Here is a 26,393-nt window from a genome sequence, read left to right as displayed (position 1 = left end):
CAGTTTTATTCTTTTGCCAGTATATCGTACAGAAACGCTGCCACAAGAGCACCGAGCACCGGGCCTATGACGTATATCGGGTAGTGGCTCCAGAGCACAGGGCCGCCCATGATGTGGTCTACCAGGTAGGGCCCGAACGTTCTTGCAGGGTTCAGAGAGGAGCCGGCGATGTTTCCGGTGGTTGTTATGACCCCTCCAACTGTCAGGCCTATAATAAGCCCGGCGAACCCCTGTGGCGCCCGCTCGTCAACCGCCACCCCCATGATCACGAGCATCAGCAGGAACGTCCCTATCGCCTCCGCGAGCACCGCCTGCCCGAATGATATGCCGGGGAACGGCGCAGTCGCTCCGAGACCGCCGACCATCACAGCATCAGATCCGGCGCTTGCGGCGAAGAGCAGGGATCCGAGAGAGGCGCCGATCAGCTGCGCCACTATGTACGGAATCACCTCGCCGCTCGGGAACCTCCTGGTGGCCCAGAGCGCTATCGTCACGGCCGGATTAATGTGCGCCCCCGAGACCCTCCCGAGAGCGTATATGACGCCCGCGATCGCTATGGCGAAGGCCATCCCTATCGCGAACCAGTCTCCCAAGCCGCCAAGCGCGCCGATCCCGATGTTGAAGGGGTTCGGCGGGCTGGAGCCCTTCGAGATCATGAGTGTGATGGCCGCGGCTCCAGCGCCGAAGTAGACCAGAATCGCTGTCCCGACGACCTCAGCAAGACATCTCTTTGCCAGGGACATATCTCATCCCTCGTGGTATACAGCGTAGCATGGCTTGCAGAGAATCCTGGGAAGCCGTCTCTTCAGCTTCTTTGATGGGAAGGGATACCCTCCCTCCCAGACCTCGATCTCATCCCTGACGAGATGATCCATGCAGACGCCCATCCCGCAGACTATGCATATCGCGACCGCCTCGGTGGTTTTCCCCTCGAGGGCGCAGAGATAGCATCTCATTCAATCCCTCACACGGCTTCCTTCCACTGGCAGTACTGATGCCTGAAGTCTATCAGCGATGCAGCAGCACAGTCCTTGCATACCCTTGCAGGCGATGCTGGCTTCTCCTTGTGGAGGGCTATTATGTTGGTCATCATCGTGGCGGTCACGGGCTCGCTGGTGAGCAGGCACGGATAATCAGCAAGTCTCATCAGCGCGGAGAATCTGACAGAGATGGCGCACCCAGGATACGCGTACCTCTGCGGGTTCATCAGGACCTCATTTTTATGTATGGGTTCTAGATCGACATCGAATCCCAGGACCTTCGGGACGATCTTCGTCTTCGAGCCGTTCCTCATGCGCATGGCCTTGTCGAGGTACTTCCATCCTCTGAGTATCATGTCCATGAAGTCGCAGTTGTGGAGCTCTGCTGCTGCGCTTCTTGTGGGATAGAGCTGCACGTAGTTATGGAATCTCTTTGTCAGAAGATCCACGATCATTATCGCGTTGAAGCCATCAAGCTCCAGGATGTGCTCAACAGCGCATGCGGATGCGCCAGTGGCGAGCGCGAGCGGCTGGTACTCATTCTTGAATTTATCAACGGCATTGTTCAGCGTGGTCTCCATAACCTCTGTTGTTGCCTCGATTGTAGCCATGACAACGTCATCCTTGCACATGTTGAACGTCGACTGGGCGATGTGGTGCGCTACGTCTCCGACGCAGTAGGCTGGCACTGTGACTATGTTGCCGTAGTGCACGCCATCGTCGATCGCCTCTTTGACCGCGCTCTTCATCCTGCTCTTGTAGCTCTGCATGTACTTTCTCACATCAAACGACGTGTGCCCTGCTGCGTCCATCAGCTTCGCCTGCGCCTCGATGGGTGTCCTGTACACCGTCTGAATCATCTCGATCTCTTTCCTGATCGCGTCTGATAGTGTAGCACCCTTCTCGATCTCGTGCGCGAATACCTCACCTATGCCATAGGATGTGTTCATGCCCCACGATTTCGCAGCGAGTATCGCCTGCTTGTGGTGCTCCGGTATATCGACGGTCTTGAGTATCCTGTTCACGACGTTGCTTGTCGATCCCGGTATCAGTGCGAAATCGACGACACATGTCGGACCGTAGAACCCGCCATATCTCCTGACCACCTCCAGTCCAATCAACGCCTCCGCCTTTCCCACAGCCTGGATGAACGCCTCGACGCTCTTCCTGAACTTCTCGTCCTCCTCGTAGAGTATCTCCATTATGGCCGGGGTCTGGTAGTGCTCCACAAAGGGATCGTCCTCAGGACGTATTGTCTTTGTGAGCGAACTCAGTATATCGTAGTGCGCGTTCACCGAGTCGACGTGGAGCTTTATCACTGCCTTCGATTGACCATCCGCAGCCTTCATCTTGTTGACCACATCGACATACGCCTTAGTATCTGATACGACGAAGTCCTGGCCTCTCTTCCTCTTCACAGTCTCGACATCCGCACGCTGGGCCATCATGGCCTCATCAACCATTTTTTTGTATAGATCTGACATGCCCACCACTCCTTCAAATACGGGATTGAGGTGTTATGCACATCTGCGATTCAAAACACGTATAGCCACCTCAAACCCCAATAGTAATACAGCCAATTAAGGATATAATAATTTCGTTTTGTTATTTGCCAACATACCTCATTCGCAGATCTCCATTCACCTGGCTGAACGCTCACAATGATACAGGTACACGAAGAGATCGGCATGCGAACAAGTGACATGGTGGCGTTTTAGGATCTGATGAATCTCAATGATACAAGTACATGAACATATCACAAGTGCAGCGCGAATTAAAAGACAGAAGTTAGCAGCCCCATGGGCCGCTGATGAATGGTCTCCTTCTCCTGGGCATCCTGGGCTCAGGATTCGGCTCCGGCTTCTCCCAATCATACACGCTGAACCAGCTCATGTGAGCGAAGCCATACATGCAAACATCTCTCTCGAACATATCGGTCAGCATCTCTTCGACATTTGACGAATATAAGCTTTTGGGTTGTTATAGGGGAGGTGCCTGAATAAGGATTACGTGTTTCTGACATGCAGAAGCAGTAAGGTCCAAATTTATGGCCTTGGCTCTTATCCGGACAGGTCCACCATGTCCGAAGCAGTAATTATATACCAAAGAATCTTCTATGCCGTCTCAGTTCAGAGGGTGATCGTTGATGGCAAAGATCAAGGCAGGCGTCCTGGGTGCAACAGGCGCTGTTGGACAGCGTTTTATCGAAGGACTCAGGGGGCATCCGTGGTTCGAGCTCACGAGCCTGGCAGCATCTGACAGAAGCGCGGGAAAGAAGTATCGCGAGGCTGCGAAATGGAGGCTTGAGAGCGAGCTGCCGGATGAGTTCGCGGACATGACAGTTGTCAGGGTCGACCCGAAGGAGGTCGACGCAGATATAGTGTTCTCAGCACTTCCATCTGATGAGGCGAAGAAGGTTGAGGCGGAGTTTGCAGCGGCTGGATTCGTCGTCGCCTCGAACACCGCGACAAACAGAATGGTTCCGGATGTTCCTCTGCTCATACCGGAATGCAATCCTGATCACATAGAGCTCATAAAGATCCAGAAGGAGAGGAGGGGTTGGGAGGGATACATCACCACGAATCCAAACTGCACCACCATCATGTTCGCGCTCACACTCAAGCCCCTGATGCAGTTCGGCATAGAGAGCGTTCATGTCGCGTCGATGCAGGCGGTCAGCGGCGCCGGATACGAGGGAGTGCCATCCATGGCGATCCTGGACAACATCATACCATACATCGCAGGCGAGGAAGAGAAGGTTGAGACAGAGGCCCAGAAGATCCTGGGAAGGTTTGATGGGGAGAGGATAGTTCCGGCTGATTTCACTGTAAGCGCGAGCTGCCATCGTGTTCCTGTCATGGACGGACACACAGAGGCTGTCTGGGTCAGGATGAAAGATGATCCCACGCCGGCTGAGGTCAGGCAGGCCTTTCTGGACTTCAATCCCGGGCTGGATGACCTCCCGACGTCCCCCAGAAAGGCGATCATAGTGAGGGATGAGCCGGACAGGCCGCAGCCCAGGCTGGACAGGAACGCCGGAAGGGGCATGTCAGTCTCCGTTGGAAGGATCAGGCCCGGCATCAGGTACATCTGCATGGGCCACAACACGATCCGCGGGGCTGCGGGAGCGAGCATACTGAACGCCGAGCTTCTCCACAAAAAGGGTCTGCTCTGAATGCTGCTCGTAGCCTGGGAGTCCACAGGAGCCTGCAACCTGAGCTGCAGCTACTGCAGGGCGTCTGCTGGGCCTGCGCCATCTGGAGATGAGCTCAGCACCGGTGAGATAAAAGGTCTGATAAAAGAGATCGCCCCGATGGGGGCGATGCTGATAATCTCTGGAGGCGAGCCACTGCTGAGGCAGGATGTTTTCGAGGTGGCGAGATATGCAGCCGGCTCCGGAGTCAGGGTCTCTTTAGCCTCAAACGGCACGCTCATAACACCTGAGATCGTGGACAGGATCCTCCTCTCAGGGATATCAAGGGTGAGCATAAGTCTAGATGGCGCAAGCGCCAAGACGAACGACGCGACAAGAGGCGAGGGATCTTTTGATCTGGCCCTTCGCGGCATTCGGGCTCTGAGCGGAAGGGTCGAGTTCCAGATCAATATGACAATCACGCCAGCAAACATCGATGAGCTGGATCCTATTTTAGACCTGGCAGAGCGCGAGGGCGCGGCAGCTGCACACATATTCTTCATGGTGCCGACAGGCAGGGGCAGAGCCGTGGAGTGTATCTCCCCGGAGATGCAGAGATCCCTTCTCGAGAGGATCGCATCGGAAGAGAGATCGATCGAGATACGCCCCACATGTGCGCCGCAGTACGGGAGGGTGCTCATGGAAAAGAAGGGATCACAGGCGCGCACCGCTGGGGGATGCATCGCTGGAATAAGATTTGTGTTTATCTCGAGAACTGGTGACGTCTTTCCGTGCGGATACTTCCCGCTATCCGCGGGCAGCATACGCGATCGTTCCTTCTCAGAGATCTGGAGCAGCTCACCGCTTCTGAACGATCTCAGGGAGCGAAGGCTGAAGGGCAGATGCGGAAGCTGTAATTACGTAAGGATATGCGGCGGCTGCAGAGCTCGGGCATACGCGCTCACCGGTGATTATCTGGGAGAGGATCCGACATGCGCCTGGAGGGGATCCATTGGATGAGATCGATCTGAGGATCCTCGCAGCGCTCCAGGAGTCTTTTCCTCTTGTCGATAGACCCTTCAGGGTGCTCGCGGAGAGCCTGGGCATCGAGGAGGAGGAGCTCATAAGAAGAGTCTCGAGGCTGAAGGAGATCGGGCTGATTCGCAGGATCGGCCCGATACTGGATCTGAGACGTCTCGGCATGATTGGAGTGCTCATCGCGATGAGGGTATCTCCGGAGGACGCGGATCAAATCAGCACTGTCGTGAATGAATACGATGAGGTATCACACAACTATCTCAGACCGAACGAGAGCGGTTATAACATGTGGTTCACGGTATCCGCGCCTGAGGAGCGTGTTGATGAGATAATCTCGGAGATAAGGAGAAGGACCGGGTGTGAGATGCTCGTGCTCCCGACCATCAAGATTTTCAAGATAGGAGTCAAGTTTGATATCATTTGAGGAGGTTGAGGATTTGGACAAACCTGTGCTGATGGATTTCTTCGCAGAGTGGTGCGGTCCTTGCAGGATGCAGACGCCGATAATGGAGGAGCTGGATAAGAAGTACGGCGGAAGGATAGAGATCAAAAAGATAGATGTGGACAGAAACATTGAGCTCGCGAACAGGTACAACATCATGGTGGTGCCGACGATCATCCTCGAGAAGGACGGCAAGGAGGTGCGCCGCTGGCTGGGCGTCACATCCAAAGAGGAGCTGAGTAGCGCGATAGATGCGATCCTCTAGGGGGCGGTCGCAATAGGTTTGCCTCATGTCCATGATCTGTTCACAGACCTCGGAGTATGGCCCATCAGGAGGCTGAATGGCAATGGCAATCCAGCCCCACACCTCTCGCTGCTCTTCGACGATCACAAGTTCTCTGTTGACACCAGCAGGTCTCCAGGGCGCGAACAGCCTGATGCTTATCTCATAACACATGCGCACAGCGATCATCATGGAAGCTCCGCGATGCGGTCGCCTAGGGCGATAGCATCCCGGGAGACCGCACTGGCTCTCGAGATCAGGCACGAGAGGAGCTATGCAGGCAGTATCTTTGAGATCGGAGATGTACTGGACATAAATGGCGTCGAGCTGCGGACGTACCCCACAAGACACACCATAGGCTCATCAGCGTTCTACTGGGAGAACAGTCTGGGCGTGAGGGTACTCGTGACAGGGGATGTGAAGGACTACAGATCCCTGCCAAAATGCGATCTTCTGGTGGCAGAGGCGAACTACGGGGATCCCTGGGACTCGTCCTGCATATTCGATGATGATCTGAGCGGATTCTGGGAGGCGCTCAACTCGGGATCATCCTTTGGCGCATACGCATTCGGCAAGGCACAGCGTGCGGTATCTCTGATAAGAGCGATGGGATTCAACGAGCCGATCGGCATGGATGAGGAGGGGAGAAGGCTCACAGAGGCTCTGATGCCTGACGCAGGGGATATCATCGACTTCCGAGATTGTGATGGAGTATCTATCGTCACCCCAAAAAACCTTCCAAGGGTGCGCTCGCCTGAAAGGTACATGCTCACCGGAAGGGCGGATGTTTCATGGAAGAGGATACGCCTGAGCGACCACCTGGATTTTCGCGGGATAATGAGAATGCTCGATCATGTCTCGCCTGAGGCTGTGATCTTCTACCATCCTGCAGGCGTCAGGTCGAGGCTCCTCGCGCACCACCTCCGAACCACTGGGTGCGCCGCGATATCTCTTGACGAGATCGACCTCTTCGAGAAGAGGATGTGAAGACAGACGCATTCGTCTGTACGCACAACTCGAAGTGAACAGCTACGTAGCCGCTGCGTCTACGCCAGTAGAAGCACGTTCGAATGGACCTACGTACCCTCAATGCGAGAGAGCAGCATCGATCGGATGTTAATGCTCCGCTCCATTCTTCAGCTCGAACTCGATCTCGCAGCTCTCGTCTCCCCTGCAGATCCTTCTGTCTCTCCTCGGAACTATACCGTCGCCGAACTCAGATGCCCAGACCTCAAGCTCGCTCCAGCATATCCTGGACCCGACGCGCTCGTTCAGCTCAGCCCTCCCGGCTCTGACCATGATCTCATGCCAGGGGCATCTTGTCACCACAAACCTCGCGCATCGCCCATCACATGTGCTGGCGAACTCGAACTCCTCCAGGGAGAGCTTTGCCGTGAAGCATCTAGCGAGAGATTCGAGGCCGTTCGACTCATTCATAATCGACTTCAGGGCTCTCGCCTGTATCTTCGGCATAACCCTCCAGACATCATCATCGATCTCCAGAGCAGTATCGAAGCCGTAGCGCTCCTCGACCTTCATGAACCACAGCCCGTCGACGGCTCTGTAGCTGCGCTTGAAGTACTCTATAACATCCCTATCATCCAGCTCCGCATTCACAGAACCACCAGCCAGATCCATGTCTCACATCAAAAAGAAGCTGACGCCCGACTGCGCTGCATCCTGAGCGCATGCTCCTGAGATGGTGATGAATAAAGAATAGCGCTCGTCGGTGTTACTTCTTGCTTTGGAATTACGGAGCGCATGCTCTGAGATGTGGATGAATAAAGAATAGATCATGAAGAGACTGGTGTGGTACCATCCGGCGGAGGGTGACGTGCCGTCGATCCCAGTGGCAGAAGCACACGGTCCTGATATGTGCCGCAATACTACCGCCACATACCTGCCCTGGGGGAGAGGGTCACGGCTCTATCCTGTCCTTCCTGAGCTCCTCCAGGGCGTTTTTATCCATCCGTATCTCGCTTATCTCCACAGCGCCCAGCGAGCAGATGAGCTTCGAGAGGGATTCTGAGATCGAGATGCCGAGATCTGCATACCGGCTTGATATCACGAGAGAGAGTGCCCAGGCTGTGTTGTAGGCAGACCACATTGCGTAGATAAGATGGACTACAAGCTCATCCACCCCGCCCTCTATCCACGGGCCCTCTGCATTCGGCCAGATTATTCTCGACCTGATGACGGTGGGTTCCTCGATCTCCACCTCGAATATTATCAATCCATCCACACTTCCATCCCCGGGACTTCCGAACAGCCTGTACCCCCAAACAGACCGATCCGGAGGACCCTATGATATTTAAGGCGTCATCGAATTTAACCCTTGGGATTCTCATGTCGGTGATCTCTGGAAAGGATGCGTTGAGATACCTCGAGTCGTTTGCTGATCGGGATATTCAGGCGCAGATATGTGGGGTGGACCTGACAGCCAGAAGCATAGAGCGGTTCGTGTCCTCAGGTTCTATCGACCTCGACAACAGCGAGCGCAGAGTCGCAGAGACTGAGGCGGTTCAGTTCGGTGGTGATGAATGGGTCTTCCTGGAGCAGGGCGCGTATCTGGTGACGTTCAATGAGATCGTGAAGGTGCCTCTGGATATGATGGCGTTCGCGCTTCCCAGATCGAGCCTCCTGAGATGCGGGGCGACCCTCGAGAGTGCGATATGGGATCCCGGATACAATGGGCGATCGCAATCGCTTCTCGTGGTCCACAACCCGCACGGGATACGCATAAAAAAGAACGCAAGGCTCATGCAGCTCGTCTTCATCACCATGAAGAGCGCAGCAGAGAGAGCCTACAGCGGGGCCTACCAGGGGGAGAACATCTAGACTATCCTGGCGGTGCGGATGATCTGTGATGTTGTGTTGCTGTCCAGCATGGATAACAGCATTATGTAGCTGTCACCTCCCGCGTGCCATACCGCAAGATATCCATCGCTGCCCTCGAGCGTGCCAGAGGTGAATGTCATGTTATGCACGACCACAGGCGCTCCGTAATAGCTGGAGGTGGTCCAGTTGCCGGTCTCCTGTGCCTCCTTTGTGGCCTCGATCATCAGCGCCACCGACATTATATCCAGGAATGATTCCTTGCTCAACATTTTCAGAATATCATCATATGGTGTGAAAACCACCGCATCTGCTTTACCGGTCTCACCAAATATCGTGAAGTTCTCCATGAAGATGCCAGAGGACGTATCGATATCGCCGGTATTGATGTAGTAACCTTCTCCAGGATCGACAACAAGAGTTCTCTCCTCTGGAATGATGACCTTCGCGTCAAGGGCAGCCGAGCATCCAAGCAGAGCAAAAACCGCTATTATTATGGTCAGTCTGTTCACAATCTCACCACACTCATCTCATTTCAAAGACATGCTCCGAACACTGCCAGAAGATCTGCCTGTATTCGGTAGCAGAACTAACGCTGAAAATATTTATTAAAACAATATGATTTAAAATTTTTGGTGTAACTGATGGACCTGTCCGGATAAGAATATGTCCAGAAATCTAGATCTTCTACTATTCTGCATATCATAAACGCCTAATCCTTATTCGGACACGTCCTGACTGAGGGACCTGTCCGGATAAGCGAAGAGCGATTGTGATAAACAAGATCTATAAGGCTTATATTTTTGGACTCCCCGCCTCTTATTCGGACACGTTCTAACTGATCGGGTGTTCGGCCACACAATGTATTGCTCTTATCGAACCCCTCTCGAAATAGCCAGACGCCATCGACTGTGAAACCCAGATACGCTGCATCTGGGTTCCAGTGCCTATCCAAACATCAAGAGCTGCGAGCTGTTTTGATTCATATAATCATGAATTGTGCATGGTGCCACAACTTTTATGAAACATCAGATGATCTCCAGATAAAAATTCGCAGGATTAAGACATGAGAGCACTTCTCTTCGATCCCTACTGCGGCGCCTCGGGCGACATGATACTCGGGGCGCTCATCGACCTGGGCGCAGACCTCGAATACGTCCGCTCTGCTGTGGAGTCTGTGGGATGTCGGCTTGAGGTGAATGAACGCAGGTTTGATCACATCAGAGCTATCCGGGTCAAGGTCATATCGGATAAATCCTTCCGCTCACTCGGTGGGGCCATTGATATACTGAAGGCATCAGCACTCACATCGCGAGCTCTCGAAAGAGCGCTGAGGATTCTGGATATCATGGCATCTGCGGAGTCAAAGGTCCATGGTGTTGATAGAGAGAATGCGAGGTTTCACGAGATGGGATCTCTTGATGCGCTGGCCGATATTGCGGGATCCTGTGCAGCGATGGAATCTCTCGATGTGAAGAGGATCCTCTCGATCGCGCCATCTGTCGGTGGCGGGATCACGGATACATCTCACGGAATGCTTCCGGTTCCTGCGCCAGCGACCCTGGAGATACTCCGCTCCCACAGGATACCATGGCGAGGAGGACCTGTTGCCCATGAGCTGCTCACGCCAACAGGAGCCGCGATACTTGCAGCCTCGGTAGATACGTTTCTGGATCATCATCCTGAGATTGTGACGGAGCGCGTTGGATACGGCGCAGGCTCCAGGGAGATAGGCATGCCGAATCTCCTGAGAGCAATCCTCGGGGAGATCCCTCACCACATGCAACACGATCGTGTGGTACAGATAGAGACGAATGTGGATGATGTGACGGGCGAGATCCTGGGAAGTCTCATCGACATGCTCATGAAAGAGGGGGCGCTCGATGTGACGGTTGTGCCGGCTGTCATGAAGAAAGGCAGGAGCGGGAGCGTGATATCCATAATCTCCAGAGAGAACGACGCGCGCAAGCTCTCCGCGGTTCTGATGAGGGAGACCGGCAGTCTGGGGGTCAGGGTCTTCCCCGCGCTCCACAGGCTGATCGCAGAGCGGAGGATCGAGAGCGTCGAGGTCATGGGCAGATCCGTGCCTGTTAAGATCGGATCCATTGGAGGAGAGATAATAAGCGTGAAGCCGGAGCATGATGTCTGCAGGCGCATCGCAGAGGAGCTGAACATTCCAGTGAAGGATATCATCAGGATCGCATCTGAGAAGGGATGGAGGATCGCAGGTCGCAAGATTGATTAGGTCTCATGTGAGCGCTGATACCATGAATCTCAACTCCTCCAGAAGTCTCTACGAGCGCGCGAAGAGGCTCATGCCCGGAGGTGTAAGCAGTCCGGTCAGGGCGATAAGGCCGTATCCGTTTTACGTTAAAAGGGCAGAGGGGCCCTACCTCTGGGACGAGGACGGCAACAGTTTCATCGACTACTGTCTTGCCTACGGTCCAATGATCCTCGGGCACAGAAACCCGGAAGTGATGAGAAAGGTCGAGGAACAAATCGAGCGGGGCTGGCTCTATGGCACGCCAACCGCCCTGGAGGTCGAGCTCGCAGAGCGCATAATCTCCCATTACCCATCCATTGAGATGATCAGGTTCGTGAGCACAGGCACAGAGGCGACGATGGCCGCTCTGAGGATCGCCCGCGGCTTCACCGGGAAGGATAAGATTGTAAAGATCGAGGGCGGATTTCACGGGGCTCACGACTCTGTTCTCGTTAAAGCAGGATCCGGAGCCACTACGATCGGCGTGCCCGACTCGAAGGGCGTGCCCGCGGATACTGCGAAGAACACCGTGCTGGTTCCATACAACGATATCCAGGCCATGGAGGCAGCACTGAGAGAAGATGATGTGGCAGCGGTGATAATGGAGCCTGTTCTGGGCAACATAGGGCCCGTGCTCCCCATGGACGGATACCTGGAGGGTGTGCGAAGGATTACAGAGGAGCATGACGCCCTTCTGATATTCGACGAGGTCATAACAGGCTTCAGGCTCGCACTTGGGGGCGCACAGAGCTACTACAGGGTCAGGGCTGATATCACCACGCTTGGGAAGATAATAGGCGGAGGGTTCCCGATAGGCGCCGTCGGCGGGCGTCGAGAGATCATGGAGAACGTGGCCCCTCAGGGTGGGATCTACCAGGCCGGGACGTTCAACGGATCTCCGGTATCCATGGCAGCAGGCCTCGCGACTCTGGATATACTTGAGAGAGGTGTTCTCGACAGGATCAACGAGATGGGGTCGTATCTGAGGAAGGGGATCTCGGATATCGTTGAGGATTTGAAGTTGGATTACAGCGTATCCGGGGTGGCCTCGATGTTCAAGGTCTTCTTCGGCCCACTTCCCAGAAACTACTCAGAGGCATTGAGGTGTGATAAAGAGGGATACCTGAGATTCTTCTGGAGGATGCTCGAGGCCGGCATATTCCTCACGCCCAGCCAGTACGAGACGGACTTCATATCAGCATCTCACGATAAGGAGATCATAGATAAAACACTGGAGGCGTTCAAGCTATTCCTCAAAGGCTGAGAATCGGTACACGTGGCAGCCCTCTGGCGCTGCGGCAGACAGAGATCGTTGCGAAGCGCCTTATCGAGCACGGCGCAGAGGCTGAGATAGTGACGGTCAGGACCAGCGGAGATCTCTTTCTCGACAGGCCGCTGCACATGATCTCCGGGCAGGGGTTGTTCGTGAGGGAGATAGATGAGCGGATGCTCTCCGGCGAGATAGATCTCGCGGTGCACAGCATGAAGGACCTCCCCAGCAAGCGCCCTGAGAGGCTCAGGATAGCAGCGATCATGAAAAGAGACTCGCCATGTGATATCTTGCTCACAAAGGATGGCTCCGGCCTGGATGATCTCAAAAGCGGAGCTGTCATCGGCACGTCCAGCATGAGAAGGGCGGCACAGCTCAGAAGGGCCAGGCCAGATCTGGTGGTGAGAAGCCTTCGCGGGAACCTCCAGACCAGGCTCAGGAAGCTGCATGCTGGAGAGTATGATGGCATAGTCATAGCTGAGGCAGGTGTTCAGCGCATGGGATATCACCTAGGTTACAAGGTGCTCGATCCCGGCTTCTTCGTTCCCTCACCGAACCAGGGGACAATAGCTGTCGTATCCGTCGCCGGCACAGAAGGCGACGCGCTGGCGAGCCTGATAGATCACAGGCCCTCGAGGGAGGAGACAATGGTTGAGCGGAGGATAATGGAGGTTGTCGGAGGTGGATGCCTGGTTCCGATGGCGGTCTTTGCGCGGCATCTCGGTGATAGGATACATGTCACAGCGGAGATACTCTCGAAGGACGGGGAGAGGTTCGTCAGGCTTGAGGATACAGTCCCCAGAGATGGTCTGGAGAGCGCTGAGAGGATCGGGAGGCGCCTCCTGGAGATGGGCGGTGATGAGCTGGTGAGGGAGGCTGTAGAGATTGAACGGTGATGCTGGAAAGGTGTATCTGGTAGGCGCCGGACCCGGCGATCCAGAGCTGATAACCGTCAAGGGTTTGAGATTGCTCAGGGAGGCGGATGTTGTTCTCCACGACCGGCTCCTGAACGAGAAGCTGCTCAGGGATCTTAAAGCTGAGATCATCGACGTCGGAAAGGCGCCTGGCAAACACAAGCTCTCCCAGGAGGAGATCAACGAGCTTCTCATCGAAAAAGCTCGAGAGGGGAAGATAGTTGTGAGGCTCAAGGGGGGCGATCCGTATCTCTTCGGTCGCGGCGGGGAGGAGGCGCTCGCCCTCAGGGAAGCTGGCATTCCCTTTGAAGTGGTGCCCGGCGTGACCTCAGCGATAGCAGCGCCAGCGCTTGCCGGCATACCTGTGACTCACCGCGGGATCTCCACCGCCTTAACAGTCGTCACAGGGCATGAAGAGCCGGGCAAGGATAAGGAGCTCGACTGGCACGCTCTGGCCAGGCTTGGAGGCACTCTGGTCGTCCTCATGGGCGTGGGCAGGATCAGGGAGAACACGTCGATGCTCTTAGATGGTGGATTGAGCCCTCAGACGCCTGCAGCGCTGATAGAGCGCGGGAGCTGGCCAGATCAGAGGTGTGTGAGGGGGACGCTGGGTGACATAGCGGAGCGTGCATCATCCTCTGGAGTGAAATCGCCCGCGGTTCTCGTTGTTGGAGATGTGGTCGATCTCGAGAGGTATCTACGACAAAGAAGGATAGCGATTCTACGTGCTGAAAAACAGCTGGATGTTTCTGTGAGACTCGCGGAGAGGTATGGCTTCATTCCCGTCGCGGCTCCGTCGATCTCACTCAGGGCGCTGGAGCTTCCTCATGACATAAAGGAGAGGATAGAGAAAACGGAGTGCGTGGTCTTCACGAGCTCGAACGGTGTGGAGATCATCTCCAGGAGATCTGATCTGGTCGATCTGATCCAGAAGAAGCGCGTCGCAGCCATAGGTCCGAAGACCGCGCAGGCTCTCTCAGAGAGGGGCGTGAATGTCGATGTGATCCCGGCTGAGTACAGCTCGAGAGGTCTTGTCAACGCTCTCGGAGGATTCAAAAGTGTGCTGCTTCTCAGGAGCGCCCAGGGATCTCCCGCGCTGCTCCAGGGATTGAGATCCTCTGGGATTGAGGTTGAGGATGTGCCTGTGTACGAAGTGAAAGGATCTGAGGACAGCAGGCTGGACGATCTCATAAGAAGGGCGGAGCTCATAGATGTCTTCGCGTTCACCAGCGGATCCACTGTGAGGTATCTGATGAGAAGGTCTGAGGAGCTCGGGATGGAAGATCATCTCAGGAGGGCTCTGGACTCTGCGCTTGTTGTCGCCATCGGCCCGCCGACGGCTGAGGTGCTCGGGGAGTTCGGGGTGAGGGTCGATCTCATCCCTGAGAGATACACGTTTGAGGGCATGCTCGAGGCTGCCAGAAGGGAGATCGGGGTGAGATCCTGATAATAATCTCGAAGATTCTTGCGGATAGAGCGACGGTCTGGGATGCGATCAGGGCTGCGGATCAGCCCTGTGAGAGCCTGCCTCCCGATCTGGTGAGGTTCTCCGGGGAGACAAGACCTGTCGTGATGTGGAATCTGACCCGGAGATGCAATTTGAGATGCGATCACTGCTACATAGATGCGAATGATGAGATGACGGATGAGCTCTCGCTCGATGAGGGAATACGGCTGATAGATGAGCTTGCAGATCTCAAAATCCCGATGCTCATACTCACAGGCGGCGAGCCGCTCATGAGCCGGAACTTCTGGGCGTATGCGTTTCACGCTAAAGAAAAAAACCTGAGGTGCGCGATATCCACAAACGGCACTCTGATAACTCCAGAGGTCGCGATGCTGCTCAGGGAGGCAGGAATAAGATACGTTGGTGTGAGCCTGGACTCATCATCTCCTGAGGTTCATGACAGGTTCAGGGGAGTCCCGGGTGCCCATGCCAGGGCGGTTCAGGGGCTGATCAACGCCAGGAATGCTGGGCTGAAGACCGGGCTCAGGGTCACGCTCACCAGGGACAACTGGTACGACATCCCCGCGCTGCTGAAGCTCGCTCTCGATCTGGAGATCCCCAGGTTCTGCATGTATCATCTCGTGCCGGCAGGCCGGGGCAGCGGCATTGCCGAGAGAGACGTCACGCCCGAGCAGCGGAGATCTGTGATACGCCTGCTCATGGAGGCCGCGCTGGAGCTGAGCGACAGGGAGATCGAGATACTCACAACAGACTCGCCGATAGATGGAGCCTATCTCCTGGAAATGCTGAAGAGCGATCCGGAGAGGCTAGAGCGGGCGAGGATGCTGCTCATGAACGCTGGAGGATGCAGCGCAGGGTCCAAGGTCGCAAATATCTCTCCCAGAGGTGATGTCCATCCATGCCAGTTCATGCCTCATATAATCGCTGGGAACGTGAGGGAGAGATCCTTCAGAGATATATGGATAGACAACCCATCACAGGAGCTTATTCTCATCAGAAACTCGAAAAAGCATCTCAAAGGGGCGTGTGGAAGCTGTAGCTACGCCGATCTCTGTGGCGGGTGCAGGCAGAAGGCTTTCTACTACAGAGGCGATATCCTGGAGACAGATCCCACATGCATGCTTGAACATGTGGAGATCGGGGGTCAGGCTGAGAGCTGAGATGCCTGACGAATTTGCTGTAAATTAACCTCATGATGATGCGAAACCCAATCAGTTTTGAATTTGCAACAAATTCGTCACGCTGCTAATCTCAGAGTTTGCGGTCGAGATCAGGGCTGATCTGAGCTTCAGGAAGGGGACGCGGATCTTCCCGATCTCGATACGCTTATAATTATAGATATGGGCAGAGGCGCGCCTCAGGATGTTGCATTCAGATCTGGCCCAAGCTGAGCGCTCAAATCAGTTACACGACCTGGCGCAGGAGGGCACGTGTTTTCAGGCACAACCGCTCTCGTAGGCTGAGCGCTCAAATCAAGCTATACGACCTGGCGCAGGAGGAGCACAGATCTCCTCGCCCATCGCCCTGCGGTTTCTGTACAGATAAAACCTCGCCGCTCCTCTGCATATCGGCTCTCTCGAAAAGCCCTCAAGATCCGCGATCTCATCCTCGAGGGGTCTTATCAGAACGTCCGCACCGATGCGGAGGGCGAGATCGCCCATCGCGATCTGCACCTCGATCGGAGGGCGTATGGAGTAGAGAAGAGACGCACCGCGGTACAGCTCCTCTGATGGATTGAAGATGTCGTCCCGCACCGTTTTGACGCCATCGACGTGCACAGGACGTATATCCGTTGCGATGAGATCTGGAATAAGCCTGGCAACATCTCCACACTGGCCTACTCCGATCTCTATGATCCTTCCAGTGTAATGGGAGCGTATGAACTCCGCTATCTCCTGCGCGCCCCTCACTCAATCCACCGACTGTGCGAGCTTCTCCAGCGCGATCGAGGCAGCCTTCTCTCCTGATAGCAGCATGCCTCCGAAGATCGGCCCCATCCTCGGCCCTGCGGCAACTGTTGTCGCGGCCATACCCGCAACTATGAGTCCTGGGTATACCTCTCGGGTGGCATCAACGACGATTTTCTCTCCGAGCGCCGCCCACATCGGCTTCTCTCCGATCACCCCTGATTCGCCAACAATTGCGCCAGGGATCTTCTTCTGCACGACCCTGCAGACAGCTGCATCATGCCCTGTGCCGTCTATCACAACCCGCGCCCTGATCGCAAGGGGATCGACATGTATACCGGCCATATCCGCAGCGGTCCAGTTTATGACCAGCCCCACAATCCTGTCGCCCTCGCGGATCATGACGTCCTCAACGGATACAAGATTTATCAACTCTGCGCCAGCATCTATCGCGCCCGCGGTCAGCTTCGCCACGACCTCTATCGAATCCGCAACGTAGTAGCCCTCCTCGAACTCGCGGTACCAAATATCATACTCATCCAGTATCCTGCATGCCTCTTTCTGGACAACAATCCTGGGAAACATCATGCCGCCGCCCCAGAGGCCGCCTCCCACAGACAGACGCTTCTCGAAGAGCACGACCCTCACATCAGCCTCTGCGAGCCGTTTCGCTGCAACGAGATTCGCAGGACCTGCGCCGACTAGAGCCACATCGACATCTGTGCACTTGAGAAAGCTCTCCAGGTAGCTCTCCACTATCGCCCTTGTGATCTTAACCTCGTCCAAAGCCATGTTGCTCTGCGTTGTGTCAGCTGTGATAAATATATTCCCCGTACGGTCACAGTTAAGTTGGCTGGATGGCATGCAATTCCCAGCACTCATGGGAAGCAATGCCCATGTTTTCCTGCACTCGGGCCGCGCAGAGAGATATGCAGAATATTTAAACCCATGCTGCGGATTAGCATCCATGCTCTTCTTTGTGGGCCTCGGGCTGTATGACGAGCGGGACATCTCCGTGAAGGGCCTTGAGATTGTGAGATGCGCTGATGCGGTGTATGCAGAATTTTATACCTCCAGGCTCATGGGCACATCCATCGAGAGGCTGGAGCAGCTGTACGGGCGTGAGATAAGGATGCTCTCGAGGTCTGAGATAGAGGGCGAACCTGAGTGGCTCGAGCACGCCAGGGATAGGAATGTCGCCCTTCTGGTCGGAGGAGATCCGATGATCTCCACGACGCATCTGGACCTGCGGCTCAGAGCGATTGAGATGGGCATTGATACGAGGGTTATACACGGATCGAACATCGCATCTGCGGTTCCCGGGATAACAGGTCTGCAGAACTACAGGTTTGGCAGGTCTGCCACTGTGCCGTTCCCTCATATCGTAAGGGGAAAGCGCATTGTATCATCAACCCCATATAATGCTGTGAAGGATAATCTGAGAAGAGATCTGCACACGCTGCTATATCTGGACATCCAGGACGAACGATTCATGTGCATAAATGAGGCTGCTGCTCTCCTGATCGAGGTCGCAAACGGGAGCGGCGATGAGGATTTCGCGTCAAATCTCGCGGTTGGCATCGCGAGGGCTGGGTCAGAGGATATGTGCGTCAGGGCCGGCACGCTTTTGGAGCTGAAGACGTACAGCTTCGGCCCGCCTTTGCATGTGATGGTCATCCCCGGAAGACTGCACTTCATGGAGGCGAAGGCGCTCAGGATGCTTGCAGGCGCCCCAGAAGAGCTGCTATCAGGATATGAGCTTTGAGGTGGTGATATGAGGTTTCTGATCATATCTCTCATGATATGCGTCCTTTTATCTGCACACTCCCTGGGAAGGGACACGACCATAGTCTACTCTGGCAGTGTTGTGCCGCTCGATCAGGAGGCGGTCGATGTTAATGGGATATGGAGCTTGAGCCTAAACGAGACCGTGATAACAGCGGCCATCAATCAGACAGGCCGTGAGATCACAGGGCGTTGCAGATCAGACGCATGGAGCGGTGTGATCTCAGGCATGGTCTCAGGAGATCAGATGAGCATTGCCATTGCAGCTCTCTATGATGACGTTCTGATATCGATATATATGAGCGGCAAGTTCGCAGGAGAGATGGTAAACGGTGAGTTCATCCGAATGGACAGCAGCGGTTTCAGCGAATCAGGATCGTTCATCGCGAGAAGGGTGAGCTCTGAGACATCAGGATACACGTCATCGAAGAGGGTTGTGATCAACAGAACAGAGTACAGGGTCTCCGGGCCAGTCAGCGGAATTCTTGGAATGAACCAGCTGTAAGCTACACTGGAAGACCAAAGCTGCCCTCCAGGAGGTTCTATGAAATCGCTTGGTATCGTGGTCTCGAATCCGGACGACTGGACCGCCAGGGCGATATCCATGGGCCTGGCAGAACTCGGCGCCTCTGCGGTGATGATGGATATCTCAGAGCTTGCGGTCGAGATCGGGTTTGATCTGAGCTTCAGGAAGGGAGGCGTGGATCTTTTCGATCTCGACACGCTCATAATCAGAGACATGGGCAGGGGCGCGCCACAGGATGTTGCATTCAGGTTTGAGGCGCTCAGGTCGCTTGCAGATCTCGGAGTGACCGTGATAAATCCTCCGGATGCGATTGTGAGAGCTGCGAACAAGTTTGCAACATCCATGGCGCTCAGGCGTGCAGGTGTTCCAACACCCAGGACAGTTGTGACTTCCAGCTACGATGAGGCTTTAAAGACTGTGGAGAGGATGGGGCGTGCGGTCTGCAAGCCGCTCTTCGGGTACAAGGGAAAGGATATAGCGCTACTCCGGCCTGGGGACGCGGATCTCATAAAAGATCTTCTCATCAGAAGAGGCGCCCTCTACCTCCAGGAGTTCATTGAGACGCCTGAGAAGAGAGACATACGGGCATTTGTTGTTGGGGAGGAGGTTGCTGGCGCCATATACAGGGTCGCGCCACCAGGCGAATGGATAAGCAATCTCGCACGTGGCGGGAGAGCGGAGAGGTGCGAGATCAGCGATGAGATAGAGAGAATCGCGGTAGATGCAAACAGGGCGGTCGGGACCATGTACAGCGGAGTCGACATGCTCGAATCAGAAGATGGAATGATGGTGATCGAGGTCAACGGGACCCCGTCTGGAAAGGGTATATACTCAGCGCTCGGCGTGAATGTGGGACGAACGATCGCGGGGCTTGCGCTTGGAGTACCAATGCGCTAAATCTGTTATAGATTCAGATCGTGGGGCTCAAACAGCCCTGCCGGATTCGGTAGTGGCGGAGTGCCCATAAGTCTCTGGTGGACTGTGCTGTATCCATGAAAACGTGACATGGATGGTTCAACCTCCTGTATCGGCACGTTTTTTGTGAGAACAATCATAAGAGTGCCCTCTGTCTCATGTGGGGTTTAACTCTTGGGAGAGGAGAGGGCGCAGCGGGAAGTCCCCGGATGAGAGCGAAGCCCTCCCTGCTTCTGACATGCTCAACGATAACTATTTAGTTCCGATGCAGTATTAGAGTCTCAGATGGAGAAATAATGATTATCAGCTACAAGTATCCAATATTTCCTGATGAGGCGACACAGCAAAAGTTAGCTGAAGCGCTGGATGCTTGTAGGTGGCTCTATAATCGGCTTCTTCAAGAGCTGAACGAAGCTAAAGAGAAGGGCATCAAGCTCACGACCTATGACACTCAGAACATGATACCCGTTCTGAAGCTTGAAAATCCAAAACTGAACCTAGTATATTCCAAAGTCCTCCAGATGGTGAATTACACTCTTTGGTCTAACATTAAAGGACTCTCAGCATCAAAGAAGAATGGTCGCAAGATCGGTCGTCTCCGCTTCAAAGGGTATGGATGGTACAAGACCATGTACTATAATCAGTCAGGCTTCAAGCTGGATCAAGATCATGGCTGTTTGCATTTATCCAAGATAGGCGACATCAAGATCAAAATGCATCGCAAAGTTCAAGGATGCATCAAGGCTATCCTGATCAAGAGAGAAGGTAGGCAATGGTTTGCCATTGTTCAGGCAGATCAAGAGCCAGAGACACTGCCTGCAACTGGAAAATCAGTAGGTATAGATGTTGGCTTGAAGTCGTTTGCTGTCGACACAGACGGAAATTCTGTAGAGAATCCAAGATTTGCAGAGAAGGTAGCTACCAAAGTTAAGAACATCCAAAGAAGATTATCGAGAGCTATGAAAGGCTCTAATAACCGCGAGAAGTTCAAAGAGAAACTGAATAAAGTTCATGAAAGGATCAATAATCAGAGATTGGATTTCCTTCATAAGCTCTCTAGACATTATGTCAACAACTACGATATAATCTGCGTCGAGGACTTGGATGTCAAGGGTCTGAAGGAGAAAGGTTACAACAAAGGCACACATCGAAACATCCATGATGCATCCTGGTCTAAGTTCATATTCATGCTTTCGTACAAGGCTGAAAGTGCTGGTCGAAAGCTGATCAAGGTAGATCCAAGGAACACTACTCAGAGGTGTTCCACTTGCGGGAGCATTGTGAGGAAAGAGTTATCGGACAGAATTCATGAGTGCCCTTATTGTGGGTTCTCATGCGATAGAGACTACAATGCTTCCATGAACATACTCATTGCAGGGATGGAACAGCCCGTAGTGCCCATAGAGTCAAAACCTCTACATCATATATCTGTGATGCAAGTTTTGGCGATGAAGTGGGAAGCCCTACCCTCCAGAGTAGGGTAGTTCACTAGTATGCGAAGACAATGTTTTGAGCATGTACGAGGAAAGCATGTACGAGGAAATTGGGTCGGTTATAGGGAGGGGATTTTCCACCTGGAAGAACAATCTCATTATATGTGTCCCCTTCATGCTCGATGTTATTGCTGTAGGGTTACTGTTCATACTGCTGTTCGTCTCCATCCTTGGAACAATGCCCGAGGCCTTTATGAACATCGAGGATGTGCCTCCAGAGGAGATCATGCAGGCGTTCGATCAGAATGGCATAACGATCGGAGTGTATGTAGTGCTGTTCTTTGTACTTGCGCTGCTTGTCAGTGCATTCTTCACGGCAGGTGCAACTGGCATGGCTCGAAGCGCAAATGCGACCGGCTTCTCCTCCCTGGGGGAGATGTGGGAAGCGGGAAAGAGATACTGCATCCGACTCTTCTCAGTATCCCTGCTGAGCCTGATCATCTACGCCCTGTGTGTTCTGGTCGTCAGCGCGCTCTTTGTGCCGTTCATATCTTTGGAGGCTCTTTCAAGCATCGCACAGAGCCCGGAGCAGATAGATCCGGGGCTCGTAGCTCTTGTGATCGCCTGGGTTCTGGCAATCTGCCTGATACTCATAGTGATATCCATGGCACTCGCTGTTGTCTCTCCTGCAATTGTGGTCGATTCACTCAGCGCGATCTCAGGGATCAGGGCAAGCATGCGCTTCTTCAGAGAGAATATCTTCGATGTTTTCTTGCTCTGGCTTGTGACTGTGGGATTATCTATGGCGTTCAGCATAATTGGGATGCTCTTTGAGGGAACAGGTCTTGAGGGTCTGTGGTCCACGGCAGGCGGCATCTTCAGCGTTCTCGTCATAGCACCCCTGACGACGATCTGGTGGACGAGGCTTTATATGAGCAGAACTGGAAAGGACTTACACAGATATGATAGAGGATATACTGCTTAGATTCAGGGCTATGGCTCTACCGTTCCAGACCCTGCTGATTGGGGCAGTCTTCTTCACCATCTACGATCTCTTTACGTACTTCGGCCATGGCCTGGGCGCCATCGAGTCCGCGATCGAGGCGCTGATCGCATCGCTGATATTCATGGCCGCATACTACTTCACATCAGTTGCACTGAGATCGAAGAGCACTGAAAGGCGTGGAAAGGGGCTGCGGAAGAAGCGCTAGTTCAGGTCCGCAACCGATAAGTCAATGGTTGTCATCCAAGGTGGTGGTGATCGAATGGAACTGAAGACGGTGAGAATGGAGATACCCGATGGCTCCAACCTCATACTCGGCCAGAGCCACTTCATCAAGACGGCTGAGGACCTCTATGAGGCGATTGCGGGAAGCGTGCCAGGCGCGCGGTTCGGAATTGCATTCTCCGAGGCAAGCGGTGATTGTCTCGTTAGGCTTGAGGGGAACGACGATGCTCTGAAGGAAGCTGCAAAGAGAAACTCCCTCGCGCTCGGCTGCGGGCACACATTTGTCATCCTGATACAGGGCGCGTTCCCGATAAACGTCCTAAACGCCATAAAAAGCGTTCAGGAGGTCTGCGGCATCTTCTGCGCCACAGCCAATCCGGTGGAGGTGGTGGTAGCGTCGACAGAACAGGGCAGCGGCATACTTGGGGTGATAGATGGAAGCTCTCCAAAGGGTGTCGAGGGGCCAGAGAAGGTCGCGGAGAGGCGGAGCCTTCTCAGGAGATTCGGATACAAGCTTTGATATGGAGTAACAGGGCGCAGACTCCGGTCTTTCAGGCTGGAGAGGATGTCACGAGAACTCCAATGCTGGAGAATGCTGCATGATGGACCTTCTGGTAAAAGACGGCAGGGTTTACACTGGTGGCAGGCTGCTGAACACGGACATATGGATCAAAAACGGAAGGATCGCAGCACTCGGTGGATACAACACAGCCGCAGAGAGAATCGACGCCAGCGGCATGATCATCATACCTGGGGTTATCGACATGCACGTCCACTTCAGGGATCCTGGGTACACGCACAAGGAGGACTGGGAGAGCGGCTCGATATCCGCGGCTGCTGGCGGTGTGACGACAGTGGTCGACCAGCCCAACACAGATCCTCCGGTCATGGACGCGGAGTCGTATAAAGAGAAGCTGAATCTGGCGAAGCGAAGGTCGATCGTGGACTTCTGCCTCAACGGCGGTCCGGGCGATATCGAATCACTCCTCAGAGAGGGGGCGGCTGCGATCGGCGAGATCTTCATGTACGAGATGAGCGAGGAACGTCTAGCCAGAATTTTAAAGGAGGTCGAGCGGCTCGACGTGCTCGCGACTGTGCACGCAGAGGATGGGGAGGTGATACGGAGATACTCGGAGCCGCTTGGAGGGATCTGCGATCCCGATGTCCATTCAAGAGCGAGACCGCCGATAGCTGAGGTCTCTGCGATCGACCGGGCTCTGAGCGTATCCAGATGCAGGATTCATATCTGTCACATCTCGACGGCTGATGGACTGGAGCTCGTAAAGAGGAGAAGGAACAGGAAGGTGAGCTGCGAGGTCGCTCCGCACCACCTTTTCCTGAGCAGGAGGGATTACAGGAGGCTCGGCACATTCCTCAAGACGAACCCGCCTCTGCGCAACACAGCTGACTGCGATGCCCTCTGGGACGGCCTGAGGCGGAGGGATATAGATGTCATCGCATCAGACCACGCACCCCATCTCCCTGAGGAGAAGAGGGATGATATCTGGCATGCGCCCCCCGGCGTCCCGGGCGTGGAGACGATGCTCCCCCTCATGCTATACGCTGTGAAGAGCAACATGATAACCCTGGAGAGGGTTGTTGACGCGCTCTCAGCAAGGCCAGCATCCATACTTGGATTGAGATCCAAGGGGGAGATAGCCATCGGAAAAGATGCGGATCTGGTTATCTTCGATCCGAAAAGGCAGGAACGAATCGATGTTCAGCGGCTCCACAGCAGGGCGGACTGGACACCGTATGAAAGGAAGAAGGCGATCTTTCCGGTGATGACCCTTGTGAGGGGCAGCGTCGTGTTCGATGGCGATATCGAGGTGAGCCCCGGCTACGGCAGGAATATCGAGATGCGCCAGGAGACGCGCACGGAGGCGATCTCTGATTAGCTGTCCGTCGCGGGCCTGTCGTATGAATCGACATGCCCACTCCGTTTCAGATCTGCATTCAGATGCTGATGGGCCGATCCGCTCTCTATCCTTCCCAGCTCCTCGCCGATCTCGAGCCATGCCCATGCCCAGATGACGGCCTCGAATGCCCTGATAAGATCGCCCTTCTCTAAAAAATACCTCGAGTCGCTGATGTAGGCCTTTATGTTGCTCAGAAAACTCTCGTCCCCTCTGCATCCCGAGAGCCTCTCATCAGCCCTCACGAGCCACTTCTCGGTCTCGTCCCTGAGGTCAGAAGCAAGATCTTCGTTCAAGACCTGAATGAGACCTCCTCTACCCTGAATACACGCTTCTCGTCCACGTCCACCTTCACCATCGTTTTAAGCGGGTAACCGGCTGATCTCACACGCTCAGCGCCAGCGCCCCTCTCGATCACCACAACCGCATCCCTGATAACAGCGCCCGCAGCCTCCAGCGCCTTCATAACCGCGATGGCCGTGCCACCGGTGCTCACAACGTCATCAACAAATATCACACGATCTCCTTTTTTTATACCGTTGAGATATATCTTCGATTTGGAGTAGCCCGTGACCTGGCTGACCTCTATCTCCCCGGGCAGACCGTACATCTTCTTGCGAATTATCACGAGCGGTATGTCTGTCACAAGTGAGAGCGCTCCGCCAATCGGTATCCCCATCGCCTCAACGGTGACTATCTTGTCGACATCCAGATCGGCGATCCTGATTATGTGACAGACTACCTCCCTTATCAGCTCAGGTCTCGTCTCTGGAACCCCATCTGTTATAGGATGAATGAAGTAGTTGTAGTCCCCTCTCTTGAACACAGGCGCATCGTAGAGTGATCGCTTCAGTATCTCGAGCAAAGCCAAACGCCTCCATGCATCGTATCGCGCATGGATTTAAATGGTTTCGGGCCTCAGTTCAGATGACTACTGGAATCATGGTGTTCGATCCGCGATGAACACAGCATCCGGACCTGTTCGAATAAGCAAAAGTAATTGTGACGAACAAGGGACATGTCCGGATAAGAGCTAATGCCAGAGATTTGGGCTTACTGCTTTTCGATGTCTGAAACGCTTAATCATTATTCGGACATGTCCCAAACATGATCTGTAAGGCAGATATTTTGGCTCCCGCATCTTATTCAGATATGTTCCGCATCTGGATCAAAGATAATTTAAACATAAACATCCGAAATACTTGCAAGGAATCCGGGGAGTAGCATGAACGCAGCGACGCTTATCAGAATTCTGCTCATTCTCGCCATCATAGCTTCTGCTGCGCGTGGCTCTCCCGGAAATCAATACCATGAGGAGTACACGAACGTTCTCAGGGTCGCAGGCACAGGGCTCATCGATATCAGCACCTCTGCTGTGGACAGGAGATCCGGACTGGAATACTACAATGTGATGTATGGAGAGGGCGACTTCGAGATGGACTCCACACATGAGATTGCCACAGCGCCATCCGGCGGATCCGCCCCCACAAACCTCACCGACTCGACGCGCATGACGTATCTCGGCTCGGTCCCGCTCGTTGGATTCAAGCTCATAAAATCCAGGTCGATCTATGGCGGAATAGGAGCTGAGATACAGGAGAGCTTCGCGGTGACAGAGATGGACCGGATACAGAGGACATTCTTCGGATCAAGAAACCCGTGCGATGCCATCGCGATGGATGTCTCCGCGAGCTTCAACGGCACATGGACAACAGATGCCGCATGGCACAAGATCTTCGAGAAGAATGTTCGCGATCACACAAGCTTCCAGGGCAGGTTTGATGTTGAGAAGCTGCTCAAGATACAGGAGAGCGGCCAGCCTCAGTCAAGATTCAGCGGGATCGACTTCTGAGCGCATCTCGTGGTAGCTCTTATCAATCTGATAACCTGCCCGCAGAGGCACCAGTCCTGCTATGCGCTAATGGCGAGCGAATGAGTGCATTCAGCAACTGGCGTGCATGTCCCTCAAGTTGCTGAATACATAAGAGCGAAGAGCGATTAATTCAACAAAAAGTTTTTATGAAAGGGCACGCATTGCTAGAGAAGAGGGGTTACAG

At 54.2% G+C, this 26,393-nt stretch carries 30 protein-coding genes; 20 read left to right on the top strand and 10 right to left on the bottom strand.

The genetic code is table 11. The features are described 5' to 3' along the window. Positions 1–5: 5 nt before the first annotated feature. The 3 genes from MTHE_RS05930 to MTHE_RS05920 are packed head-to-tail and all read right to left on the bottom strand — an operon-like array spanning position 6 to position 2,464. The gene (locus tag MTHE_RS05930) at positions 6–743 is read right to left on the bottom strand and encodes an MIP/aquaporin family protein (RefSeq protein WP_011696315.1); all 738 of its coding nucleotides are present in this window, start codon (positions 741–743) and stop codon (positions 6–8) included. Between the two features lie 3 nt (positions 744–746). Then, positions 747–956, bottom strand: a complete 210-nt coding sequence (locus tag MTHE_RS05925; RefSeq protein ID WP_011696314.1) for a DUF2180 family protein — start codon at positions 954–956, stop codon at positions 747–749. Positions 957–964: 8 nt separating this feature from the next. Further along, entirely contained in the window at positions 965–2,464 is a 1,500-nt protein-coding gene (locus MTHE_RS05920) for a DUF2193 domain-containing protein (RefSeq protein ID WP_011696313.1), read from the bottom strand. A 662-nt stretch (positions 2,465–3,126) separates the two neighbouring features. On the opposite strand from MTHE_RS05920, the gene asd reads away from it, so the two are divergent. The 5 genes from asd to MTHE_RS05895 are packed head-to-tail and all read left to right on the top strand — an operon-like array spanning position 3,127 to position 6,863. Next, positions 3,127–4,155 carry an aspartate-semialdehyde dehydrogenase gene (gene asd, locus MTHE_RS05915; RefSeq protein ID WP_011696312.1) on the top strand — a complete coding sequence of 343 codons (1,029 nt, stop codon included), beginning with the start codon at positions 3,127–3,129 and terminating at the stop codon, positions 4,153–4,155. Then, positions 4,156–5,133: a radical SAM/SPASM domain-containing protein gene (locus tag MTHE_RS05910; protein WP_011696311.1), complete on the top strand. Its 978-nt coding sequence runs from the start codon at positions 4,156–4,158 to the stop codon at positions 5,131–5,133. Beyond that, positions 5,126–5,575, top strand: coding sequence for a siroheme decarboxylase subunit alpha (ahbA, locus tag MTHE_RS05905; RefSeq protein WP_011696310.1), 450 nt, complete (start codon positions 5,126–5,128; stop codon positions 5,573–5,575). The genes MTHE_RS05910 and ahbA overlap by 8 nt, the downstream gene beginning before the upstream one ends. After that, positions 5,562–5,858, top strand: coding sequence for a thioredoxin (gene trxA, locus MTHE_RS05900; protein WP_011696309.1), 297 nt, complete (start codon positions 5,562–5,564; stop codon positions 5,856–5,858). The genes ahbA and trxA overlap by 14 nt, the downstream gene beginning before the upstream one ends. An 18-nt stretch (positions 5,859–5,876) precedes the next feature. Beyond that, entirely contained in the window at positions 5,877–6,863 is a 987-nt protein-coding gene (locus MTHE_RS05895; RefSeq protein ID WP_011696308.1) for an MBL fold metallo-hydrolase, read from the top strand. 129 nt (positions 6,864–6,992) lie between these two features. On the opposite strand, the gene MTHE_RS05890 is transcribed toward MTHE_RS05895, so the two are convergent. Continuing rightward, positions 6,993–7,493 carry a DUF6125 family protein gene (locus MTHE_RS05890; protein ID WP_232840830.1) on the bottom strand — a complete coding sequence of 167 codons (501 nt, stop codon included), beginning with the start codon at positions 7,491–7,493 and terminating at the stop codon, positions 6,993–6,995. 301 nt (positions 7,494–7,794) lie between these two features. Then, positions 7,795–8,118, bottom strand: a complete 324-nt coding sequence (locus MTHE_RS05885) for a hypothetical protein (RefSeq protein ID WP_011696306.1) — start codon at positions 8,116–8,118, stop codon at positions 7,795–7,797. A 104-nt stretch (positions 8,119–8,222) separates the two neighbouring features. Between MTHE_RS05885 and MTHE_RS05880 the strand changes: the two genes are divergently transcribed. Further along, positions 8,223–8,714, top strand: a complete 492-nt coding sequence (locus MTHE_RS05880; protein ID WP_175265856.1) for a deoxyuridine 5'-triphosphate nucleotidohydrolase — start codon at positions 8,223–8,225, stop codon at positions 8,712–8,714. Here MTHE_RS05880 and MTHE_RS05875 read toward each other — a convergent pair. Beyond that, positions 8,711–9,223, bottom strand: coding sequence for a hypothetical protein (locus tag MTHE_RS05875; RefSeq protein WP_011696304.1), 513 nt, complete (start codon positions 9,221–9,223; stop codon positions 8,711–8,713). The two genes, MTHE_RS05880 and MTHE_RS05875, sit on opposite strands and share 4 nt — an antisense overlap. Positions 9,224–9,777: 554 nt before the next feature. Between MTHE_RS05875 and larC the strand changes: the two genes are divergently transcribed. Genes larC through MTHE_RS05850 form a run of 5 tightly spaced genes read left to right on the top strand, consistent with a single transcriptional unit; the run spans position 9,778 to position 15,786 of the window. Next, positions 9,778–10,956: a nickel pincer cofactor biosynthesis protein LarC gene (larC, locus tag MTHE_RS05870; protein ID WP_011696303.1), complete on the top strand. Its 1,179-nt coding sequence runs from the start codon at positions 9,778–9,780 to the stop codon at positions 10,954–10,956. Between the two features lie 22 nt (positions 10,957–10,978). Continuing rightward, positions 10,979–12,238 carry a glutamate-1-semialdehyde 2,1-aminomutase gene (gene hemL, locus MTHE_RS05865; protein WP_175265855.1) on the top strand — a complete coding sequence of 420 codons (1,260 nt, stop codon included), beginning with the start codon at positions 10,979–10,981 and terminating at the stop codon, positions 12,236–12,238. Next, a complete protein-coding gene (gene hemC, locus MTHE_RS05860) occupies positions 12,235–13,140 on the top strand; it encodes a hydroxymethylbilane synthase (RefSeq protein ID WP_175266053.1) in 906 nt (301 codons plus the stop codon). Before hemL ends, hemC begins: the two co-directional genes overlap by 4 nt. Beyond that, entirely contained in the window at positions 13,130–14,605 is a 1,476-nt protein-coding gene (gene cobA / locus MTHE_RS05855; protein ID WP_011696300.1) for a uroporphyrinogen-III C-methyltransferase, read from the top strand. Before hemC ends, cobA begins: the two co-directional genes overlap by 11 nt. Next, positions 14,599–15,786 (top strand): radical SAM/SPASM domain-containing protein, encoded by a 1,188-nt coding sequence (locus tag MTHE_RS05850; protein ID WP_327036619.1) that lies wholly within the window; start codon positions 14,599–14,601, stop codon positions 15,784–15,786. The genes cobA and MTHE_RS05850 overlap by 7 nt, the downstream gene beginning before the upstream one ends. A gap of 312 nt (positions 15,787–16,098) precedes the next feature. Here MTHE_RS05850 and MTHE_RS05845 read toward each other — a convergent pair whose 3' ends face one another. Both MTHE_RS05845 and MTHE_RS05840 read right to left on the bottom strand, forming a co-directional pair. After that, positions 16,099–16,536, bottom strand: a complete 438-nt coding sequence (locus tag MTHE_RS05845) for a UPF0146 family protein (RefSeq protein WP_011696298.1) — start codon at positions 16,534–16,536, stop codon at positions 16,099–16,101. Continuing rightward, positions 16,537–17,325, bottom strand: coding sequence for a sulfide-dependent adenosine diphosphate thiazole synthase (locus tag MTHE_RS05840; RefSeq protein ID WP_175265854.1), 789 nt, complete (start codon positions 17,323–17,325; stop codon positions 16,537–16,539). A gap of 175 nt (positions 17,326–17,500) precedes the next feature. On the opposite strand from MTHE_RS05840, the gene dph5 reads away from it, so the two are divergent. The 8 genes from dph5 to MTHE_RS05800 all read left to right on the top strand — a co-directional run bounded on the left by dph5 (position 17,501) and on the right by MTHE_RS05800 (position 24,318). Continuing rightward, complete coding sequence (gene dph5, locus MTHE_RS05835; protein WP_011696296.1) at positions 17,501–18,298, top strand: diphthine synthase; 798 nt, start codon at positions 17,501–17,503, stop codon at positions 18,296–18,298. Positions 18,299–18,307: 9 nt separating this feature from the next. Further along, on the top strand, positions 18,308–18,823 hold the full coding sequence (locus MTHE_RS05830) for a hypothetical protein (protein ID WP_011696295.1): 516 nt from the start codon (positions 18,308–18,310) through the stop codon (positions 18,821–18,823). A 39-nt stretch (positions 18,824–18,862) separates the two neighbouring features. After that, complete coding sequence (gene mptN, locus MTHE_RS05825; RefSeq protein ID WP_011696294.1) at positions 18,863–19,741, top strand: tetrahydromethanopterin:alpha-L-glutamate ligase; 879 nt, start codon at positions 18,863–18,865, stop codon at positions 19,739–19,741. 314 nt (positions 19,742–20,055) lie between these two features. After that, positions 20,056–21,243, top strand: coding sequence for an RNA-guided endonuclease InsQ/TnpB family protein (locus tag MTHE_RS05820; protein ID WP_011696293.1), 1,188 nt, complete (start codon positions 20,056–20,058; stop codon positions 21,241–21,243). A 124-nt stretch (positions 21,244–21,367) separates the two neighbouring features. Beyond that, positions 21,368–22,177 (top strand): DUF7847 domain-containing protein, encoded by an 810-nt coding sequence (locus MTHE_RS05815; RefSeq protein ID WP_175265853.1) that lies wholly within the window; start codon positions 21,368–21,370, stop codon positions 22,175–22,177. Beyond that, a complete protein-coding gene (locus MTHE_RS05810; RefSeq protein WP_011696291.1) occupies positions 22,155–22,403 on the top strand; it encodes a hypothetical protein in 249 nt (82 codons plus the stop codon). Before MTHE_RS05815 ends, MTHE_RS05810 begins: the two co-directional genes overlap by 23 nt. Before the next feature lie 54 nt (positions 22,404–22,457). Next, complete coding sequence (locus MTHE_RS05805; protein ID WP_011696290.1) at positions 22,458–22,940, top strand: adenosine-specific kinase; 483 nt, start codon at positions 22,458–22,460, stop codon at positions 22,938–22,940. A 79-nt stretch (positions 22,941–23,019) separates the two neighbouring features. Beyond that, positions 23,020–24,318 (top strand): dihydroorotase, encoded by a 1,299-nt coding sequence (locus MTHE_RS05800; protein WP_011696289.1) that lies wholly within the window; start codon positions 23,020–23,022, stop codon positions 24,316–24,318. Here MTHE_RS05800 and MTHE_RS05795 read toward each other — a convergent pair. Beyond that, a complete protein-coding gene (locus tag MTHE_RS05795; RefSeq protein ID WP_011696288.1) occupies positions 24,315–24,632 on the bottom strand; it encodes a DUF357 domain-containing protein in 318 nt (105 codons plus the stop codon). The genes MTHE_RS05800 and MTHE_RS05795 overlap by 4 nt on opposite strands. After that, on the bottom strand, positions 24,629–25,201 hold the full coding sequence (gene hpt, locus MTHE_RS05790; RefSeq protein WP_011696287.1) for a hypoxanthine/guanine phosphoribosyltransferase: 573 nt from the start codon (positions 25,199–25,201) through the stop codon (positions 24,629–24,631). Before hpt ends, MTHE_RS05795 begins: the two co-directional genes overlap by 4 nt. Before the next feature lie 360 nt (positions 25,202–25,561). On the opposite strand from hpt, the gene MTHE_RS05785 reads away from it, so the two are divergent. Continuing rightward, positions 25,562–26,188: a hypothetical protein gene (locus tag MTHE_RS05785; protein WP_011696286.1), complete on the top strand. Its 627-nt coding sequence runs from the start codon at positions 25,562–25,564 to the stop codon at positions 26,186–26,188. The last annotated feature ends 205 nt before the right edge of the window (positions 26,189–26,393 follow it).

It is taken from the genome of Methanothrix thermoacetophila PT (genome assembly GCF_000014945.1).
Taxonomy (GTDB): Archaea; Halobacteriota; Methanosarcinia; order Methanotrichales; family Methanotrichaceae; genus Methanothrix_B; species Methanothrix_B thermoacetophila.
Note: the sequence above shows the minus strand (reverse complement) of the source record. Positions and strands in the feature narration are given on the sequence as shown.

Excerpts from the sequence above, each read along its gene's own strand:
- MTHE_RS05930 (WP_011696315.1), bottom strand. The coding sequence starts at position 743 with ATGTCCCTGGCAAAGAGATGTCTTGCTGAGGTCGTCGGGACAGCGATT.
- MTHE_RS05925 (WP_011696314.1), bottom strand. The coding sequence starts at position 956 with ATGAGATGCTATCTCTGCGCCCTCGAGGGGAAAACCACCGAGGCGGTC.
- MTHE_RS05920 (WP_011696313.1), bottom strand. The coding sequence starts at position 2,464 with ATGTCAGATCTATACAAAAAAATGGTTGATGAGGCCATGATGGCCCAG.
- asd (WP_011696312.1), top strand. The coding sequence starts at position 3,127 with ATGGCAAAGATCAAGGCAGGCGTCCTGGGTGCAACAGGCGCTGTTGGA.
- MTHE_RS05910 (WP_011696311.1), top strand. The coding sequence starts at position 4,156 with ATGCTGCTCGTAGCCTGGGAGTCCACAGGAGCCTGCAACCTGAGCTGC.
- MTHE_RS05880 (WP_175265856.1), top strand. The coding sequence starts at position 8,223 with ATGTCGGTGATCTCTGGAAAGGATGCGTTGAGATACCTCGAGTCGTTT.
- larC (WP_011696303.1), top strand. The coding sequence starts at position 9,778 with ATGAGAGCACTTCTCTTCGATCCCTACTGCGGCGCCTCGGGCGACATG.
- hemL (WP_175265855.1), top strand. The coding sequence starts at position 10,979 with ATGAATCTCAACTCCTCCAGAAGTCTCTACGAGCGCGCGAAGAGGCTC.
- MTHE_RS05840 (WP_175265854.1), bottom strand. The coding sequence starts at position 17,325 with ATGGCTTTGGACGAGGTTAAGATCACAAGGGCGATAGTGGAGAGCTAC.
- dph5 (WP_011696296.1), top strand. The coding sequence starts at position 17,501 with ATGCTCTTCTTTGTGGGCCTCGGGCTGTATGACGAGCGGGACATCTCC.
- MTHE_RS05830 (WP_011696295.1), top strand. The coding sequence starts at position 18,308 with ATGAGGTTTCTGATCATATCTCTCATGATATGCGTCCTTTTATCTGCA.
- mptN (WP_011696294.1), top strand. The coding sequence starts at position 18,863 with ATGAAATCGCTTGGTATCGTGGTCTCGAATCCGGACGACTGGACCGCC.
- MTHE_RS05820 (WP_011696293.1), top strand. The coding sequence starts at position 20,056 with ATGATTATCAGCTACAAGTATCCAATATTTCCTGATGAGGCGACACAG.
- MTHE_RS05815 (WP_175265853.1), top strand. The coding sequence starts at position 21,368 with ATGCTCGATGTTATTGCTGTAGGGTTACTGTTCATACTGCTGTTCGTC.
- MTHE_RS05810 (WP_011696291.1), top strand. The coding sequence starts at position 22,155 with ATGATAGAGGATATACTGCTTAGATTCAGGGCTATGGCTCTACCGTTC.
- MTHE_RS05805 (WP_011696290.1), top strand. The coding sequence starts at position 22,458 with ATGGAACTGAAGACGGTGAGAATGGAGATACCCGATGGCTCCAACCTC.
- MTHE_RS05800 (WP_011696289.1), top strand. The coding sequence starts at position 23,020 with ATGATGGACCTTCTGGTAAAAGACGGCAGGGTTTACACTGGTGGCAGG.
- MTHE_RS05785 (WP_011696286.1), top strand. The coding sequence starts at position 25,562 with ATGAACGCAGCGACGCTTATCAGAATTCTGCTCATTCTCGCCATCATA.